The sequence below is a fragment of the Acidovorax sp. 106 genome (assembly GCF_003663825.1).
GTDB lineage: Bacteria > Pseudomonadota > Gammaproteobacteria > Burkholderiales > Burkholderiaceae_C > Acidovorax.
Map to the genome: position 1 here is coordinate 4,171,010 of NZ_RCCC01000001.1, position 15,672 is coordinate 4,186,681.

Consider the following 15,672-nt stretch of genomic DNA (forward strand, 5'->3'; position numbering starts at 1 on the left):
CGCAAAGAGAATCCCATGGCCCGTTTTTTCATCGACCGCCCCATCTTCGCGTGGGTGCTTGCCATCATCACGATGCTGGCAGGGGTGATGGCAGTGCTGACACTGCCCATCGCCCAATACCCCACCATTGCGCCGCCCGCCATCGCCATCTCGGCCACGTATCCGGGCGCTTCGTCCAAAACGCTGGAAGACAGCGTCACCCAGGTCATCGAGCAGAAGATGAAGGGGCTGGACAAGCTCTCTTACATCGCCTCGACCAGCGAGTCCTCGGGCAGCGTGACCATCACGCTGACCTTTGAGAACGGCACCGACCCCGACACCGCCCAGGTGCAGGTGCAAAACAAGCTGGCCCTGGCCACGCCGCTGCTGCCGCAAGAGGTGCAGCAGCAGGGCGTGCGTGTGACCAAGTCGGCCAACAACTTCCTGAACGTGCTGGCTTTTGTGTCGGAAGACGGCAAGCTCAACGGCTCGGACCTGTCCGACTACGTAGCGGCCAACGTGCAAGACCCGATCAGCCGCGTAGAAGGCGTGGGCGACACCACGCTGTTCGGCTCGCAATACGCCATGCGCATCTGGCTGGACCCGAGCAAGCTCAACAGCTTCAACCTGACGCCGCTGGACGTGAAGACCGCCATCCAGGCGCAGAACGCGCAGGTGTCTGCCGGGCAACTGGGCGGGCTGCCGTCCGCTGCCGACCAACAACTCAATGCCACCATCACTGCGCAAACGCGCATGAAGACGGCCGACGAGTTTGCAGGCATCTTGTTGCGCACCCAGGCCAACGGCGCCGCTGTGCGCCTGAGCGATGTGGCGCGTATCGAGCTGGGCGGCGAGAGCTACGCCACCGTGGCCCGCTTCAACGGCATGCCCGCTGCAGGCTTGGCCATCAAGCTGGCCACTGGCGCCAATGCGCTCAACACCGTCAAGGCGGTGGACGCCAAGCTGGCTGAGCTGGGCAAGTTCTTCCCGCAGGGCATGAAGGTCATCAAGCCTTACGACACCACGCCCTTTGTGCGCATCTCCATCCAGGAAGTGGTCAAGACCCTGGTCGAGGCTGTGGTGCTGGTGTTTGTGGTGATGTACCTCTTTTTGCAGAACTTCCGCGCCACGCTCATCCCCACCATTGCAGTGCCAGTGGTGTTGCTGGGCACCTTTGGCGTGCTGGCGGCGTTTGGGTATTCGCTCAACACGCTGACCATGCTGGCGATGGTGCTGGCCATTGGCTTGCTGGTGGACGACGCCATTGTGGTGGTCGAGAACGTGGAGCGGGTGATGAGCGAGGAGGGCTTGTCGCCCCTGGAAGCCACGCGCAAATCCATGGGCCAGATCACCGGCGCGCTGGTGGGTGTGGCCCTGGTGCTGGCCGCCGTGTTTGTGCCCATGGCCTTCTTTGGTGGCTCCACGGGTGTCATCTACCGCCAGTTCACCGTCACCATCGTGTCGGCGATGACGCTGTCGGTGCTGGTGGCCATGATCCTTACGCCCGCCTTGTGCGCCACGCTGCTCAAGCCGATTCCCAAGGGGCACGGGTTGGCCACAAAAGGGTTTTTTGGCGCCTTCAACCGTGCTTTTGATCGCAGCAACCGTGGCTACCAAAGCCTGGTGCAGCGCATGCTTAAGCGCGGTGGGCGGTGGATGGTGGGCTACGCCATTTTGGTGGTGGCTGTAGGCTTTGTGTTCACCAAAATTCCCGCAGGCTTTTTGCCCGAGGAAGACCAGGGCACGCTGTTTGCCATCGTGCAACTGCCCCCAGGCACTACGCAAAGCAACACCGAAAAGGTGCTGGACCAGGTACAGCACCACTTTCTGGAGGAGCAAAAAGACGCGGTGGACGCTATCTTCACCGTGGCGGGCTTCAGCTTTGCGGGCAGCGGGCAGAACACGGGCTTTGCCTTCGTCAAGCTCAAGCCCTGGGGCGAACGCACGGCGCCGGGCCTCAAGGCCCAGGCCGTGGCCAACAAGGCGATGGGCGCGCTGTCGCAAATCCGCAATGCGTCGGTGTTCGCGTTTGCACCGCCTGCGGTGTCTGAGCTGGGCAACGCCAGCGGGTTTGACCTGATGCTGCAAGACCGCGCCAACCTGGGCCACGACGCCCTGATGGCCGCACGCAACCAACTGCTGGGCGCGCTGATGAAAGAGAAGGGCCTGGTGGCCGTGCGCCCCAACGGGATGGAAGACGCGCCCGAGTTCCGCCTGGACATTGACGAGCACAAGGCGGGTGCGCTGGGTCTGTCCATGGCCGACATCAACAACACGTTCTCGGTGGCGTGGGGCAGCAGCTACGTCAATGACTTCCTGGACAAGGGGCGCGTGAAGAAGGTCTTCTTGCAGGCCGATGCACCGCACCGCATGGTGCCCGAGGACATCGGCAAATGGTTTGTGCGCAACAGCAGCGGCACCATGGTTCCGTTCAGCGCGTTCTCCACCTCGGGGTGGATCACCGGCTCGCCCCGCCTGGAGCGCTACAACGGCGTGCCTTCGGTGGAAATCCTGGGCATGGCCCTGCCAGGCGCCATGTCCAGCGGCCAGGCGCTGGATTTGGTGGAGCGCCACGCGGCCGAGTTGCCTGCTGGCATTGGCTTTGAGTGGACCGGTGTGTCGCGCCAGGAGCGCGAAGCGGGCGGCCAGGCCATGCTGCTGTATGCCGTGTCTATCCTGGTGGTGTTCTTGTGCCTGGCGGCGCTGTACGAGAGCTGGTCGATTCCGTTCTCGGTGCTGCTGGTGGTGCCGCTGGGGGTGCTGGGCACGCTGGCGGGCGCGGTGCTGACGTGGAAGATGAACGATGTGTACTTCCAGGTCGGGCTGCTGACCACGGTGGGGTTGGCGTCCAAAAACGCCATCTTGATCGTGGAATTTGCCAAGGAGCTTTACGCACAGGGCCACTCGCTGGTGGATTCAGCCATCACGGCGGCACGCATGCGGCTGCGGCCTATCCTGATGACGTCGCTGGCGTTCATCTTGGGCGTGCTGCCCCTGATGCTGAGCAAGGGCGCGGGCGCAGGTGCGCAAAACGCCCTGGGCACGGCCGTGGTGGGTGGCATGGTCACCGGCACGGTGCTGGCCATCTTCTTCGTACCGCTGTTCTTCGTGATCGTGCAAAAGCTGTTTGGGCGCAAGAAGCCTGCGCCTGGCACCGATGCACATGCTGCCACCCCTGTTTTGTCGGAGGGCCACTGAAATGCCTCGTTCCTTGACCTTGTCCCTGCTGGCTGCTGCCTTGGTGCTGACCGGCTGTGCCAACCTGGCCCCCACCTATGAACGGCCCGCCGCGCCCGTGCCGGTGGCTTACCCGGATGCGGCCGATGGCGGCGCCCCACAAAGCGGCGCTACCGCCGACATCGACTGGCGCACGTTTTTTGCCGACGCCAAGCTGCGCAGCCTGATCGAGCTGGCCCTGGCGAACAACCGCGACCTGCGTGTGGCCGTGCTCAACATCGAACAGGCCCGCGCCCAATACCGCGTGCAAGACGCGCAAACCCTGCCCACGGTGAACGCCACGGGCAGCGGCACGGCAGCACGCACCCCGGCCAGCCTGTCGGGCGCAGGCACGGCCGTTACCAGCCACCAGTACAGCGCCAACCTGGGCGTGAGTGCGTATGAGCTGGACCTGTTTGGCCGCGTGCGCAACCTCAGCAGCCAGGCGCTGGAGCAGTTCCTGGCCACCGAGCAGGCCCGCCGCACCACGCAGATCAGCCTGGTGGCCGAGGTGACCACGGCGTACCTGAACTGGGCAGCCGACCTGGAGCGCCTGGCTTTGGCGCAAGAGACCCTGCGCAGCCAAAGCGAGTCGTACCGCCTCACCCAAACGCGGTTTGAGCTGGGTGCTGCCTCGGCCCTGACCCTGCGCCAACTGCAAACCAGTGTGGAAAGCGCCCGTGTGGACGTGGCCCGCTACACCGGCCAGGTGGCACAAGACCGCAATGCCCTGGCGCTGCTGCTGGGCACCGCTGTGCCTGAGGCGTTGGCGCCCGAGGTGCTGGCCGACACGCTGAATGCCTTGCCCGCACTGCCTGCGGGGGTGCCGTCTGACCTGCTGTTGCGTAGGCCCGATCTGCTGCAGTCCGAGCACCAGCTCAAGGCCGCCACCGCCAACATCGGCGTGGCGCGGGCGGCGTTCTACCCGCGCATCAGCCTGACTGCCACGGCGGGCAGCAGCAGTGCGGACCTGTCGGGCCTGTTCAAGGCGGGCTCGGGCAGTTGGAGCTTCATCCCGCAAATCAGCCTGCCTATTTTTGATGGCGGTGCCAACCAGGCCAATCTGGACAGTGCCAAAGCCGCACAAGGCATTGCGCTCGCGCAGTACGAAAAAGCCATCCAGACCGCCTTCCGCGAAGTGGCCGATGCGCTGGCCCAGCGCAGTGCCGTGGGTGACCAGCTGCAGGCGCAAAACGCCCTGGTGCAGGCCAGTGGCGAGGTGCTGCACATGTCGCAAGCCCGGTTCGACCGGGGTGTGGACAGCTACCTGGATGTGCTGGACGCCCAGCGCTCGTGGTACAGCGCGCGCCAGACCCTCATTGGCACCCGCCTGGCCCAGCTGACCAATGGCGTCACGCTGTACAAGACGCTGGGGGGCGGTTGGTCGGGCAGTGCGTCCAGCCTGTAGCGCACGCCCCCATGGTCCGCAGAACGCAAGAACAGGCGCAGGCCACCCGCCAGCGCATTCTGGAGTCTGCCGCGCAGCTTTTTGCGGAGCGTGGCTGGGCGCACAGCGCCATGCAAGAGGTGGCCCGCCGCGCTGGCGTGACGCGTGGTGCGGTGTATTGGCACTTCAGGGACCAGAGCGACTTGCTGGAGGCCCTGCTGGACGAAACGCAGCTGCCCTGGCAGGTGGTGCGGCCCTTGCCCAGTGCCGTGCAGACGGGCAGCCCTTTGGCGTTGCGGCAGGCGCTGGTGCGCCTGGGCACAGCGCCTTTGGCGTGGCTGGAGGCCTCCGTGCCAGCCCAGCGCTTGCTGTGCATCTTGGGACCGTGGAGCGTGGGGCAGGGCCACCAGCGGTTGGTGGAGGTGCTGCAGGCCCACCGCCAGGCGGGCCTGCAGTGCTTTCAAAACGCATTGGCCCAGGCCGCCGCCCAAGGCGCGCTGCGCCCAGGCATTGAGCCTGCAGTAGCGGCGTTGGGCGTGTTCGCTTTGGTGGAGGGACTCATGCAGCAATGGCTGCGCCAGCCAGGGGCTTTTTGCCTGGCGACCGTGGGTGCCAGCGCACTGCAGACGCACTTGGCAGGGGTGTTTGTGGGCTGATGGGCCACAGCCTTTCAAAGATGTTTGCGATCAAAAGCGTAGCTGATTGCGCTTATTCATCAAGCGCTAGAGGCCTATTTGGCTAATGGTCTTCAAAGGGCGCCTGCTTTGCTTCAGGCACCGCCGCATCGGGCGCGGGCAGGCCTGCGCTGGCCGAATGGGCTTGAGCCAGCAGCCACTGTGCAAACGCCTGCATAGCGGCTGTAGCGCTGCGCGACTGCAGGTGGGTGAGCCAGTAGGCACCGCGCTGTAGCTCCAGCGCAAAGGGTTGCACCAGCCGGCCTTGCTGCAACTCACGGGTGAAGAGGGCCACCGGCAGCAGGGCCACCCCGGCGCCTTGGGCGGCGGCCTCGGCCAGCGTCAGGGACGAATCAAACACCGCGCCCCGCAGCACCGGGCAGGGCAGGCCCGCCGCTGCAAACCAGGCGGTCCACTCGTCGGCGCGGTAGCTGCGCAGCAGGGGCAGCCGTGCCAGGTCAGCGGGTTGCTGCAGGCCCTGGGCCAGGGCGGGCGTGCACATGGCCGACAACGGGGCTTGCAAAATGCGCTCGGCGTGCGTGCCATGCCAGGCCCCATCGCCAAAGCGAATGGCGTAGTCCAGCCCTTCGCCCGCCATATCGACCCGGTTGTTGTGGGTGAGCAGGCGCAAGTCCACAAACGGGCAGCTTTGCTGAAAATGCCGCAGCCGGGGCAGCAGCCAGCCCACGGCAAACGTGCCCACCACGCCCACCGTCAGCACCTCGCGCGGGCGGGTGTCGCGGATTTGCTCCAGCGCGGCCTCCATGCGGGCAAAGGCGTCGCTCAACGTGGGCAGCAACGCCTGCCCCTCATCGGTCAACGCCAGGCCACGCGGCAGGCGGCGAAACAAAGGCTTGCCCAGGCGTTCTTCCAGGTTGCGGATGTGCTGGCTCACGGCCGTTTGCGTCACATGCAGCTCTTGCGCCGCACGGGTCAGGTTCAGGTGCCGGGCAGATGCCTCAAAGGCACGCAGGGCGTTCAGGGGCAAGTGCATGGCGTGGTGACAACTGCTGGTGCAGGTGTGTGGAGATGCATAAGTTTTTCTGGGGGCTGGGTGCAATTATTGCCGCTGGTGGGTGCGTTGCATCCCCCGTATCGTTCGCATCTTTCTCAAACGAGGTGAATGATGGCGATACAAAGGCGAGAGTTTTCCTGGGGTCTGGCGGCGGCTGCATTGGCGCCCCTGTGGGGTTGTGCTGCAGCGCGCACGCCCAGCGCGGCCGTGGCGCAGCAGTGGCAGCAAGCCCTGGCACAGATCGAGCAAAAGGCACAAGGGCGGCTGGGCGCTGCCCTGCTGGACACGGGCAGCGGCCTGGCGCTGGGCTGGAGGCAGGACGAGCGCTTTGCCATGTGCAGCACCTTCAAGCTGCCCCTGGCGGGCTGGATGCTGGCGCTGGTCGACCAGGGCAAAGAGCGGTTGGATGCCCGTGTGCAGTACCCGGCCAGCGAAGTGGTGGACTATTCGCCGGTGAGTGGCCCCAAGGCCGGAGCCGGTGGCGGCCTGACGGTGGGCGAGCTGTGCTCTGCCACCGTGAGCCTGAGCGACAACACCGCCGCCAATCTGCTGCTGGCACGCCAGGGTGGCCCCAGCGCGCTCACGGCCTACCTGCGCACCCTTGGCGACACGGCCACGCGGCTGGACCGCAACGAGCCCACTTTGAACGAAGCCGCAGTAGGCGATCCACGCGACACCACCACGCCACAGGCCATGCTGCAGACCATGCAAAAGCTGGTGCTGGGCGATGCCCTCACGCCCGCGTCACGTGCCACGCTGCAGCGCTGGCTGGTAGAAACAAGCACAGGCGACAAGCGCCTGCGGGCAGGCGCACCGGGTTGGAGGGTGGGGGACAAGACGGGCACAGCGGGCAGCAGCGGCACCACCAACGACATCGGCGTGCTGTGGCCCCAGGGCGGTGGTGCACCCGTGCTGTTGACCTGCTACCTCACGCAGTCCAAGGCCAAGCCCGAACAACGCGAGGCCGCCATTGCCGAGGTGGCGCGCAGCGCCTTGGCCGCCTTGGCTGCGTCAGCAGTGTAAGGGCCCAAAGCACTGGCAAGCGCAGCGGGCGGCGTCTTGCCGGGCCGGGTCAGAGCGGGGAAAGTGAAGGGGACCCCAAGGCGAGCCCAAGCGGGCTCGCCGATCAGAACAGCTCTACGTCGTCGTTGGCCACCTTGGTGGCCAACTCGCCTGAGGCAATCAGGTCTTCATAGAACCGAACCTGGTTGCGGCCGTGCTCTTTGGCGTAATATAGGGCTTGGTCGGCTTGGCCCAGGATCTCCACCGGGGAACCGCGCGAGGTACCCACAAAGCCCAGGCTCACCGTGACGTTGCCCACTTGTGGAAAGTGGTGCTCCTGCACCGTCTCTCGGAAGCGGTTGAACACCTTGTGCGCCATGGTCAGGGTCGTGTTGCGCAGCAACACGACAAACTCTTCGCCCCCAAAGCGAAACACACGATCATGTGAGCGGAAAGACGTGCGCAGAATGTTGGCGATCAGAATCAATACTTCGTCGCCATACAGGTGGCCAAAGCGGTCGTTGACCTGCTTGAAGTGGTCTATATCCACCACAGCGAGCCAATTCTGAGCGTGTTCGCCCTCAATGGATGCTTGCTCCGGAGCCACCAGTTCGGGGCTCTTTGAGCTGCTAAGGCCTGGGGTTGTCGTGCGCGCAAACTGCTCATCAAACGTCTTGCGATTAAAAAGACCGGTCAGTGCATCGCGCTCGGAGTAGTCCAATAGGTTTTGGTAGTTTTGGTAAACCAGAAAAACGCCTTTAAGCACCTCAAGCTTGTGGGCTGAGAACTGGCGCGACTGGGTGATTTCCAGGCATGTGCTGACCTTTTCATGCATCCACACGGGCAGCCAAAGTGTGTAGCGCCCAGGGCGTGGATTTGCCAGGGCGCTGTCGCCTTGCTTGGTGACGCATTCGAACAGTTCGGGGTAACGCTCCAGGGGCTCTTTGCGTGGGTCTGCCGCAGCTTCCGAGTCGGTGGAGACCAGCTGCCCATCTTGTACCCAGGTGCGTGGCCGGATGTGCGGCTCGCCCCCGTCGGTGAAGAGTTCAAGCGCCCGCACTTCCTTGATGCTGCTGAGCTTTTGCAGGGTGGAGAGCACCGACACTTCAAGCCGCAAGTGATCGCGGTGGCCGGTCATTTCAACCAGGTGTTGCAGTATGGGCTTCATAGTCAAGGAAGTACGTAAGGCCGTGTCAGGGCATTAGTTGAGGCGTGTGAACACGATATCCCACACCCCGTGCCCCAGACGCAAGCCGCGATTTTCGAACTTGGTGAGTGGACGGTACGCAGGTTGGGGGGCGTAGCCTTCGGCCGTGTTGGCGAGCAAGGGCTCCTGGCCCAGCACTTCAAGCATTTGCTCTGCGTAAGGTTGCCAGTCGGTGGCGCAGTGCAGGTAGCCACCGGGCTTGAGGCGGGCAGCCAGCTTGGCCACCAAGGGCGACTGGATCAGTCGGCGCTTGTTGTGCTTGGTTTTGTGCCAGGGGTCTGGAAAAAAGACATGGACACCATCCAGCGTACCCAAGGGCAGCATGTGGTCGATGACCTCCACTGCATCGTGCTGGAGGATGCGGATGTTGGTGATGTCGTGCTCGCCAATGCGCTTGAGCAGCGCACCCACACCGGGCTCATGCACTTCGCAGCACAGAAAATTGTCATCGGGGCGCACGCGGGCAATGTGGGCGGTGGCCTCGCCCATGCCAAAACCTATTTCCAGGATCAAGGGCGCGGTGCGCCCAAAGGCGGCGGGGGCATCCAGCGGCGCGGCTTGGTAGTTCAGCAAAAAGCGGGGGCCCAGGTCTTCAAAGGCCTTGGCCTGGCCTGTGGTCGTGCGGCCAGCGCGGCGCACGAAGCTCTTGATGGTTTTGGGATAGGCCACACCAGCGGGCGCAGCACCCGCTGCGGACGTAGGCAAAGCGGTGGGCTCTGCGTCAAGGGAAATATTGTTCTGTTCGATCACGATGCACCATTGTAGATTCGCGGCCAGGCCTTGACCCACAGCGCCAAGGCATCTGCTACAGAAATGTTGTGTGGATGTGCCGGCGCAGGCAAACCCAGGGCCTGCGCGGCTTCGCGCAGTGCGGCCAGTGGGTCGGTCAGGTCGAGTGCCGCTGCACCGTTTTGTTTGGAGAGCTTTTCGCCATTGGCACCCAGCACCAGCGGGGTGTGCAGGTAGGTGGGGGTGAACAGGCCCAGGGCTTGTTGCAGCAGAATTTGGCGGGGCGTGTTGTCTGCCAGGTCTTCGCCCCGCACGATGTGGGTGATGCCTTGCTCGGCATCGTCTACCACCACGGCCAACTGGTAGGCCCACAGGCCATCGGCCCGTTTGAGCACAAAGTCGCCCACGGCTTGGCAAACATCCTGGGCTTGCTTGCCCAGCCTGCGATCGTGCCAAATCAGCGGGTTGGATGCTATTGAATTGATAGCTTTTTGCGCTTTTTCTACGCGCCCTGGAGGGCGTTTTTCGATAAAACTTTCCGTATGAAAGCGCCAGGCCCTGGCAGGGCGCCCATGCAGCCCGGTGCGGCAGGTGCCTGGGTAGGGCAGCGCCGCATGCCGCTCTTTGGCGTGGCCGCGTGCGGTGTGGGCTTCTTCAATTTCTTTGCGCGAGCAGGCGCAGGGATAAGCCAGCCCCTGGGCGCACAGGGCGTCCAGTGCAGTTTGGTACAGCGCGCCGCGTTGTGATTGCCAAACCGGCGGGGCATCAGGGTGCAGGCCGCAGCGCTCCAATTGGTGGAGGATGGTCTGGTCGGCCCCGGGGATGCAGCGCGGGGTATCGACATCCTCCAGCCGCACCAGCCATTGGCCTTGGGCGGCGCGCGCATCCAGCCAGCTGGCCAATGCGGCCACCAAAGAGCCTGCATGCAATGGCCCAGTGGGCGAGGGCGCAAAGCGTCCCAGATAGCCACGGGCATTTGCAGCGTTTGAGCCTCCTGCCAGGGTCATTTCACGGCGAGCGCCAGCTCCAGTCCGGAGATGAATGCGTCTTCCAGGCGATGTCCCAGGCACCAGTCACCACAGGCACCCAGCCCCAGGCTGGCATCCCACACATGGCTTTTGCCCAGTGCGTGGGTGGTTTGGGCGTAGGTCCAGCGTTGCAGGGCGGCGTGGGCAGGCTCTGCGCGCAGGCCAGTCACCTCGGCAAAGGCTTTGAGCAGCTTGGCCTGCACGCGGGCCTCGCTATCTTGCAGGTGCTCTGCCGACCAGGCGGGGTTGGCCTGCACCGTCCAGCGCTCAACAGAGCCTCGGCCGGGCTTGGATGATTCACGCGCCAGCCAGGCAATGCGGTGATGGGTGCTGCGGGCCACGTTCCATTGGGGGCCCAGCGTAGCCAGATCAGGGCGCACCGCTTGGGGGTATGCCAGCATCAGTGTCCAGCAGGGTGCAATGGCGACCTTGGCCAGCGATGGAGTCAAAGTGCTGTCAATGGCCGACTTGGCCAGCAAGGCTTGCGTTGCGGTGGCGGGCTGGCTCAGCAGCACGGCATCAAAGCCTGCGTACACATGCTGCGATCCGCCGGGCCCCAGGGTGCGCACTTGCCAGCCGGAGGGGTTCAACGAATCCCTTTCAATGCGATGCACTTGCGCGTTCAGCTCGATGCGCCCGGCCTGCTCTAGCGGCTGGGCCCAGGTGGCCACCAGCGACTGCATGCCGGGGCTGGCCACCCAGTGCGCCTCGCGCGACAGCAGCCCGGGCGAGGTGACTCGGCCCGAAGCGTCCAGCACGCGCACGTTGTTGGCGCTCCAGGGCTTGCACAGGCCGGGTACGGTGTCGATGGCGCGGGCAAAGCGCGGGTCGCGGACCGTGAAGTATTGGGCGCCAGCATCAAACGAGCCAAAGGCGCTATCGACGGTGGCCGTGCGCCCGCCGGGGGCGGCAGCCTGCTCAAACACCGTCACCTGGTGGCCAGCCTGGACCAAGGTGCGGGCGCAGGCAATGCCTGCCATGCCCGCGCCAATGATGGCGAAGTGGCGAGCGCCTCGGCCAGGGGCGGCGGTTGTGGCCGGGGAGGATGTGTCGGTGCGTCGGGGCCGCTTGGCGGGGCGAGGGACGGTTTTGCTCATGGGTTGCCTTTCGGTGACAGCGTAAGAAGACGGTCGACAATGAAATCCAACAACGCCCACTCTACACGCGTGCCAGGGTGTTTCGGCTCAGAAATGGTGGTGGTTTTCCAGCAGAGCCTTGCGCGTGGCGGGGCTTTGCAGTTGCTGCAGCCACCATTGCAAGGCCCGCCCCGGCGCAGTGAAGCCAGGGCCGCCCCACGCGTAGTGCAGCCGCACATAGCGCTCAGGGCGCGCCACGCGCTTGGCCACCAGGCGGCCTGCTTCCACATAGGGGCGCACCATGGGCTCGGGCAAAAAGCCGCCGCCCAGGCCCCGCAATTGCACCTGCACCTTGGCCTGCATGGTGTCCACCGTCAGCACATCTTGTCCGCCCAGCAAGCCCATGGTTATGCCGCCTCGCAAGGCCGAGTCGGCCACGGCCACGGCGCGGTGGCGCAGCATGACGGCATCGGTGATGGGCTCGGGCATGTTGGCCAGGGGGTGGTGTGGGGCCACGACATAGATGAACAGCAGTTCGCCCAACAACTCTTGCTGCAAACCCGCCACGTCTGAGGCCATCCCAGACACGCCGATGGCGAGGTCCGCCCGGCCAGAGGTCAGCGCCTCGCGGGTGCCGGTCATGATGCCGTCGCGCAGCTTGAGCCGGGTGGGGGGCGACATGGCGTAGAACGCATCGACCAGCTCCAGCATGGTGTGGGGGGAGATCACGCCGTCAATAGAGAGCGTGAGCTGTGGTTCCCAGCCCGTGGCCACGCGGCGCACGCGGTTGGCCACCGCATCGATGTCTTGCAACAGGCGATTGCCCTCGCGCAGCAACTCGGCCCCGGCCTCGGTTGGCTTGGCTTGCCGTGCGCTGCGGTCAAACAGCAGCACATCCAGGGCATCCTCAATCTGCCGCACCCGGTAGGTGAGTGCGCTGGGCACCAGCCCCAGCTGGCGCGCTGCGGCGGCAAAACTGCCAGCCTCAGCAATCACTTGCAGCATGGTCAGGCTGTCCGGGGTCAGGACATCGCGTGCGTTTTGCATGGTGGGCTTATTTTTGTTCAACCATTTTGAATGATGCCATCAATCGATCAGAGCCAGAAGGCCGCAGGCGAGGCCTACAGTGGAGGCATTGAAAGGAGCAATCACCATGCTGACTGTTCGTAAATCCCAAGACCGAGGTTACGCCGACCATGGCTGGCTGCAGTCGTTTCACAGCTTTTCCTTCGCAGGCTACTACGACCCGCAGCACATGGGTTTTGGCAACCTGCGCGTCATCAACGAAGACCGCATAGCCCCAGGCACAGGCTTTGGTACCCATGGTCACCGCGACATGGAAATCATCAGCTATGTGCTCTCTGGCGAGCTGGCCCACAAGGACAGCATGGGCAATGTCAAAGGCATTCCGCCGGGCGATGTGCAGCGCATGAGTGCGGGCACGGGCGTGATGCACAGCGAGTTCAACCATGCCGAGGGCCAAACCACGCACTTCCTGCAGATCTGGATGGAGCCCAATGTGCGCGGCATTGCGCCAGGCTATGAGCAAACCGGGTTTTCTGCGGCCGAAAAGCGCGGGGCCCTGCGGTTGGTGGCGTCGCCTGACGGCGCCTTGGGCTCTGTCACGATCCACGCTGACGCGTCGCTGTATGCTGGCCTTTTTGATGGCGCCGAGACGGCCACGTTGCCATTGAAGGCTGGGCGCAAAGGCTATGTGCACGTGGTGCGCGGGCAAGTGCAGGCCAATGGAGAATGCCTGCGCACGGGCGATGCCGCCATGCTGGTAGACGAGCCGTTCGTGACCCTGTCTGCAGGGCAGGACGCTGAGGTGCTGGTGTTCGACCTGGAAGGTTGACCCCTGCATGGGCCCTTCATTGCGCAGGGCCCGCTTTGAAGTTTGTTTCGTTGTCAGTCGTTTTTCATCACAGGAGCTTTCATGTCTCAAATCGTTGTGGTTTATCACTCCGGCTATGGTCACACCCAGCGCGTGGCGCAACTGGTGGCCGAAGGGGCTGGCGCCCAGTTGTTGGCCATTGATGCAGACGGCAATCTGCCCGAAGGGGGCTGGGACACGCTGAATGCGGCCGATGCCATCATCTTTGGTACCCCCACCTACATGGGTGGCCCCAGCTGGCAGTTTAAAAAGTTTGCCGATGCGTCGTCCAAGGCCTGGTTCTCCCGCGCTTGGCAAGACAAGGTGTTTGCTGGCTTCACCAACAGCGCCAGCTTCAATGGCGACAAGCAAGTGACACTGGTGTACCTGCAGACCCTGGCGTCGCAGCACGGCGGCCTGTGGGTGAGCCTGGGCCTGATGCCTGCCAATGCCAAAGCCGCTACGCGCAATGATGTGAACAACCTGGGCGGCTCGGTGGGCTTGCTGGTGCAGTCTCCCTCCGATGCCTCCGTCGCTGAAATCCCCCAGGGTGACCTGGACACCGCCAAGCTGTTCGGCAAGCGCGTGGCCGACATCGCAGCGCGTTTCAAGGCTTGATTCGTCTTTGACGTGAGTGCGTGGCTGGGCGGCCGTGGTGCCACCCAGCCACCGCACTCAGCCTCAACGCTTCACCTCTGAACTGAAGGGCCGCTGCCATGACTTCCATTGAACGCATCCACCCCCATGACAAAGACCTGGGCGGCGGCTTCAGAGTGCGCAGGCTGCTGCCTGCCATGGTTCGCCAGTCGGTCGGGCCTTTCTTGTTCTTTGACCACTTTGGCCCTGCCACGGTGGTGCCGGAGTCAGAGCACGATGTGCGTCCCCATCCGCACATAGGTTTGGCCACGGTCACGTATTTGTTTTCGGGTGCGATCCAGCACCGCGACAGTTTGGGCTGCGTGCAGCAGATTGAGCCGGGTGCCATCAACTGGATGACGGCAGGGCGTGGCATCGTGCATTCCGAGCGCCGCCCAGACACCTTGGCCAACGCCACCTATGTGAACCACGGCATTCAGCTGTGGGCGGCGCTGCCGCCGGAGCATGAGGAAGTCGCCCCCAGTTTTGTGCACACGCCTGCCGATGCCATTGCACAGTTGCAAGTGGACGACGCTACGGTGCGGGTGCTGGTGGGGCAGGCCTGGGGGGCGCAGTCGCCTGTGGTCAGCTTGGCCCCGGCGTTGTACCTGGATATCCAGTTGCCCGCCAATGGCCAACTGAGGCTACCTGCAGGCATGGCGCAGGAGCTGGGCCTGTATGCGGTGGACACTGCCGTGTCAGTGGCCGATGAGATGCTGGAGCCGCACACCATGGCGGTGTTGCCCGCTGACCGCCCCCTGGCTTTGCGTGCGGGTGCTGCGCCCGTGCGCTGCATGCTGGTGGGCGGCGATGCCTTGGCGGAACGCCGCCATATCTGGTGGAATTTTGTGTCCACCCGCAAGGAGCGGATCGTGCAGGCAGCCAGTGACTGGGAAGCGCAACACATGGGGCAGGTGCCTGGCGAGACAGAATTCATCCCCTTGCCCGCACACCGGTTCAAGCCCTGACGGGCGTGTTTCTTACGCAGTCGATTGTTTTTTGCCAAAAAATGCCTCTAGCGCTTGATGGAAAGGCGTTAGAAGCTCATTTTTTGATAGCGATATCGAGGGATTCTGGCGCTGAAAGGTCGGTGGCCAATACCGCTCTTTCGTCAAACACAAAGCAGCCGCCGTTGTAGTGCGCGCCATCGGTCTGCTCAAAGTATTTGAGGATGCCGCCTTCAAGCTGGTACACATGCTCCAGGCCTTCCTCTTGCATCAGGATGGCGGCTTTTTCGCAGCGGATGCCCCCGGTGCAAAAACTCACCACGGTTTTGTCTTGCAGGGCGGCCTTGTGGGCTTGCAAGGCGGCAGGAAACTCGGTGAACTTGCCAATGCGCCAGTCAATGGCGTTGTTGAAAGTGCCTGCGTCTACCTCAAACGCGTTGCGGGTGTCCAGGGTCACCACCTCGCGGCCATCGTCGTCATGGCCTTGCTCCAGCCAGCGGCGCAGCGTCGCGGGGGCAACAGCCGGGGCGCGGCCTTGCGCGGGGCGGATGGTGGGGTGGTCCATGCGGATGATTTCGCGCTTGACCTTCACCAGCATCTTGCGAAACGGCACCGTGTCTGACCAGCTCTCTTTGGGGTCCAGGTCTGCAAACCGTTCATCGCCACGCAGGGTTTCGACAAAGCCCCGCACAGAAGCAGCATCGCCCGCCAAAAAGAAATTGATGCCTTCTTCGGCCAACAAAATCGTGCCCTTCAAGTCCAAAGCCACCGCGCTGGCATGCAGCTGCCCGCGCAGCACCTCTGCGTCAGGAAGGGGCACAAACTTGTAGCAGGAGATGTTGAGAACAGCAGTCACGGCAAAAGGCGGGTGTTGGGTGCGAAAGGTAGTCTTGAGAGAGGTGT

General features: G+C 63.9%; 14 protein-coding genes. 7 read left to right on the plus strand and 7 right to left on the minus strand.

Features of this window, described 5'->3' with window-relative positions; translation table 11 throughout:
* The first annotated feature begins 15 nt into the window (after window positions 1–15).
* The 3 genes from C8C98_RS18305 to C8C98_RS18315 are packed head-to-tail and all read left to right on the plus strand — an operon-like array spanning window position 16 to window position 5,238.
* Window positions 16–3,177: an efflux RND transporter permease subunit gene (locus C8C98_RS18305; protein ID WP_121455441.1), complete on the plus strand. Its 3,162-nt coding sequence runs from the start codon at window positions 16–18 to the stop codon at window positions 3,175–3,177.
* A 1-nt stretch (window position 3,178) separates the two neighbouring features.
* On the plus strand, window positions 3,179–4,603 hold the full coding sequence (adeC, locus tag C8C98_RS18310; protein WP_121455442.1) for an AdeC/AdeK/OprM family multidrug efflux complex outer membrane factor: 1,425 nt from the start codon (window positions 3,179–3,181) through the stop codon (window positions 4,601–4,603).
* Between the two features lie 11 nt (window positions 4,604–4,614).
* A complete protein-coding gene (locus C8C98_RS18315) occupies window positions 4,615–5,238 on the plus strand; it encodes a TetR family transcriptional regulator (RefSeq protein ID WP_121455443.1) in 624 nt (207 codons plus the stop codon).
* A gap of 82 nt (window positions 5,239–5,320) precedes the next feature.
* Here C8C98_RS18315 and C8C98_RS18320 read toward each other — a convergent pair whose 3' ends face one another.
* Window positions 5,321–6,250: a LysR family transcriptional regulator gene (locus tag C8C98_RS18320; protein WP_099655367.1), complete on the minus strand. Its 930-nt coding sequence runs from the start codon at window positions 6,248–6,250 to the stop codon at window positions 5,321–5,323.
* Between the two features lie 138 nt (window positions 6,251–6,388).
* Between C8C98_RS18320 and bla the strand changes: the two genes are divergently transcribed.
* Window positions 6,389–7,294, plus strand: coding sequence for a class A beta-lactamase (gene bla, locus C8C98_RS18325; protein WP_121456373.1), 906 nt, complete (start codon window positions 6,389–6,391; stop codon window positions 7,292–7,294).
* Between the two features lie 103 nt (window positions 7,295–7,397).
* Here the strand turns inward: bla and C8C98_RS18330 are convergent, their stop codons facing one another.
* From C8C98_RS18330 to C8C98_RS18350, 5 genes are all read right to left on the minus strand, one after another.
* Entirely contained in the window at window positions 7,398–8,441 is a 1,044-nt protein-coding gene (locus C8C98_RS18330; protein ID WP_121455444.1) for a GGDEF domain-containing protein, read from the minus strand.
* Between the two features lie 33 nt (window positions 8,442–8,474).
* Window positions 8,475–9,212 (minus strand): tRNA (guanosine(46)-N7)-methyltransferase TrmB, encoded by a 738-nt coding sequence (gene trmB, locus C8C98_RS18335; RefSeq protein WP_233574707.1) that lies wholly within the window; start codon window positions 9,210–9,212, stop codon window positions 8,475–8,477.
* Between the two features lie 14 nt (window positions 9,213–9,226).
* Window positions 9,227–10,216 (minus strand): tRNA glutamyl-Q(34) synthetase GluQRS, encoded by a 990-nt coding sequence (gene gluQRS / locus C8C98_RS18340; RefSeq protein WP_121455446.1) that lies wholly within the window; start codon window positions 10,214–10,216, stop codon window positions 9,227–9,229.
* Window positions 10,213–11,334, minus strand: a complete 1,122-nt coding sequence (locus C8C98_RS18345; RefSeq protein WP_121455447.1) for an NAD(P)/FAD-dependent oxidoreductase — start codon at window positions 11,332–11,334, stop codon at window positions 10,213–10,215. Before C8C98_RS18345 ends, gluQRS begins: the two co-directional genes overlap by 4 nt.
* 87 nt (window positions 11,335–11,421) lie before the next feature.
* Window positions 11,422–12,360 carry a LysR family transcriptional regulator gene (locus tag C8C98_RS18350; protein ID WP_121456374.1) on the minus strand — a complete coding sequence of 313 codons (939 nt, stop codon included), beginning with the start codon at window positions 12,358–12,360 and terminating at the stop codon, window positions 11,422–11,424.
* Between the two features lie 106 nt (window positions 12,361–12,466).
* Between C8C98_RS18350 and C8C98_RS18355 the strand changes: the two genes are divergently transcribed.
* From C8C98_RS18355 to C8C98_RS18365, 3 genes are all read left to right on the plus strand, one after another.
* A complete protein-coding gene (locus tag C8C98_RS18355; RefSeq protein WP_121455448.1) occupies window positions 12,467–13,168 on the plus strand; it encodes a pirin family protein in 702 nt (233 codons plus the stop codon).
* An 81-nt stretch (window positions 13,169–13,249) separates the two neighbouring features.
* The gene (locus C8C98_RS18360; protein WP_099655372.1) at window positions 13,250–13,804 is read left to right on the plus strand and encodes a flavodoxin family protein; all 555 of its coding nucleotides are present in this window, start codon (window positions 13,250–13,252) and stop codon (window positions 13,802–13,804) included.
* Window positions 13,805–13,902: 98 nt separating this feature from the next.
* On the plus strand, window positions 13,903–14,790 hold the full coding sequence (locus C8C98_RS18365; protein ID WP_121455449.1) for a pirin family protein: 888 nt from the start codon (window positions 13,903–13,905) through the stop codon (window positions 14,788–14,790).
* Window positions 14,791–14,866: 76 nt separating this feature from the next.
* Here C8C98_RS18365 and C8C98_RS18370 read toward each other — a convergent pair whose 3' ends face one another.
* Window positions 14,867–15,625 (minus strand): sulfurtransferase, encoded by a 759-nt coding sequence (locus C8C98_RS18370; protein WP_121456375.1) that lies wholly within the window; start codon window positions 15,623–15,625, stop codon window positions 14,867–14,869.
* Window positions 15,626–15,672 lie beyond the last annotated feature (47 nt).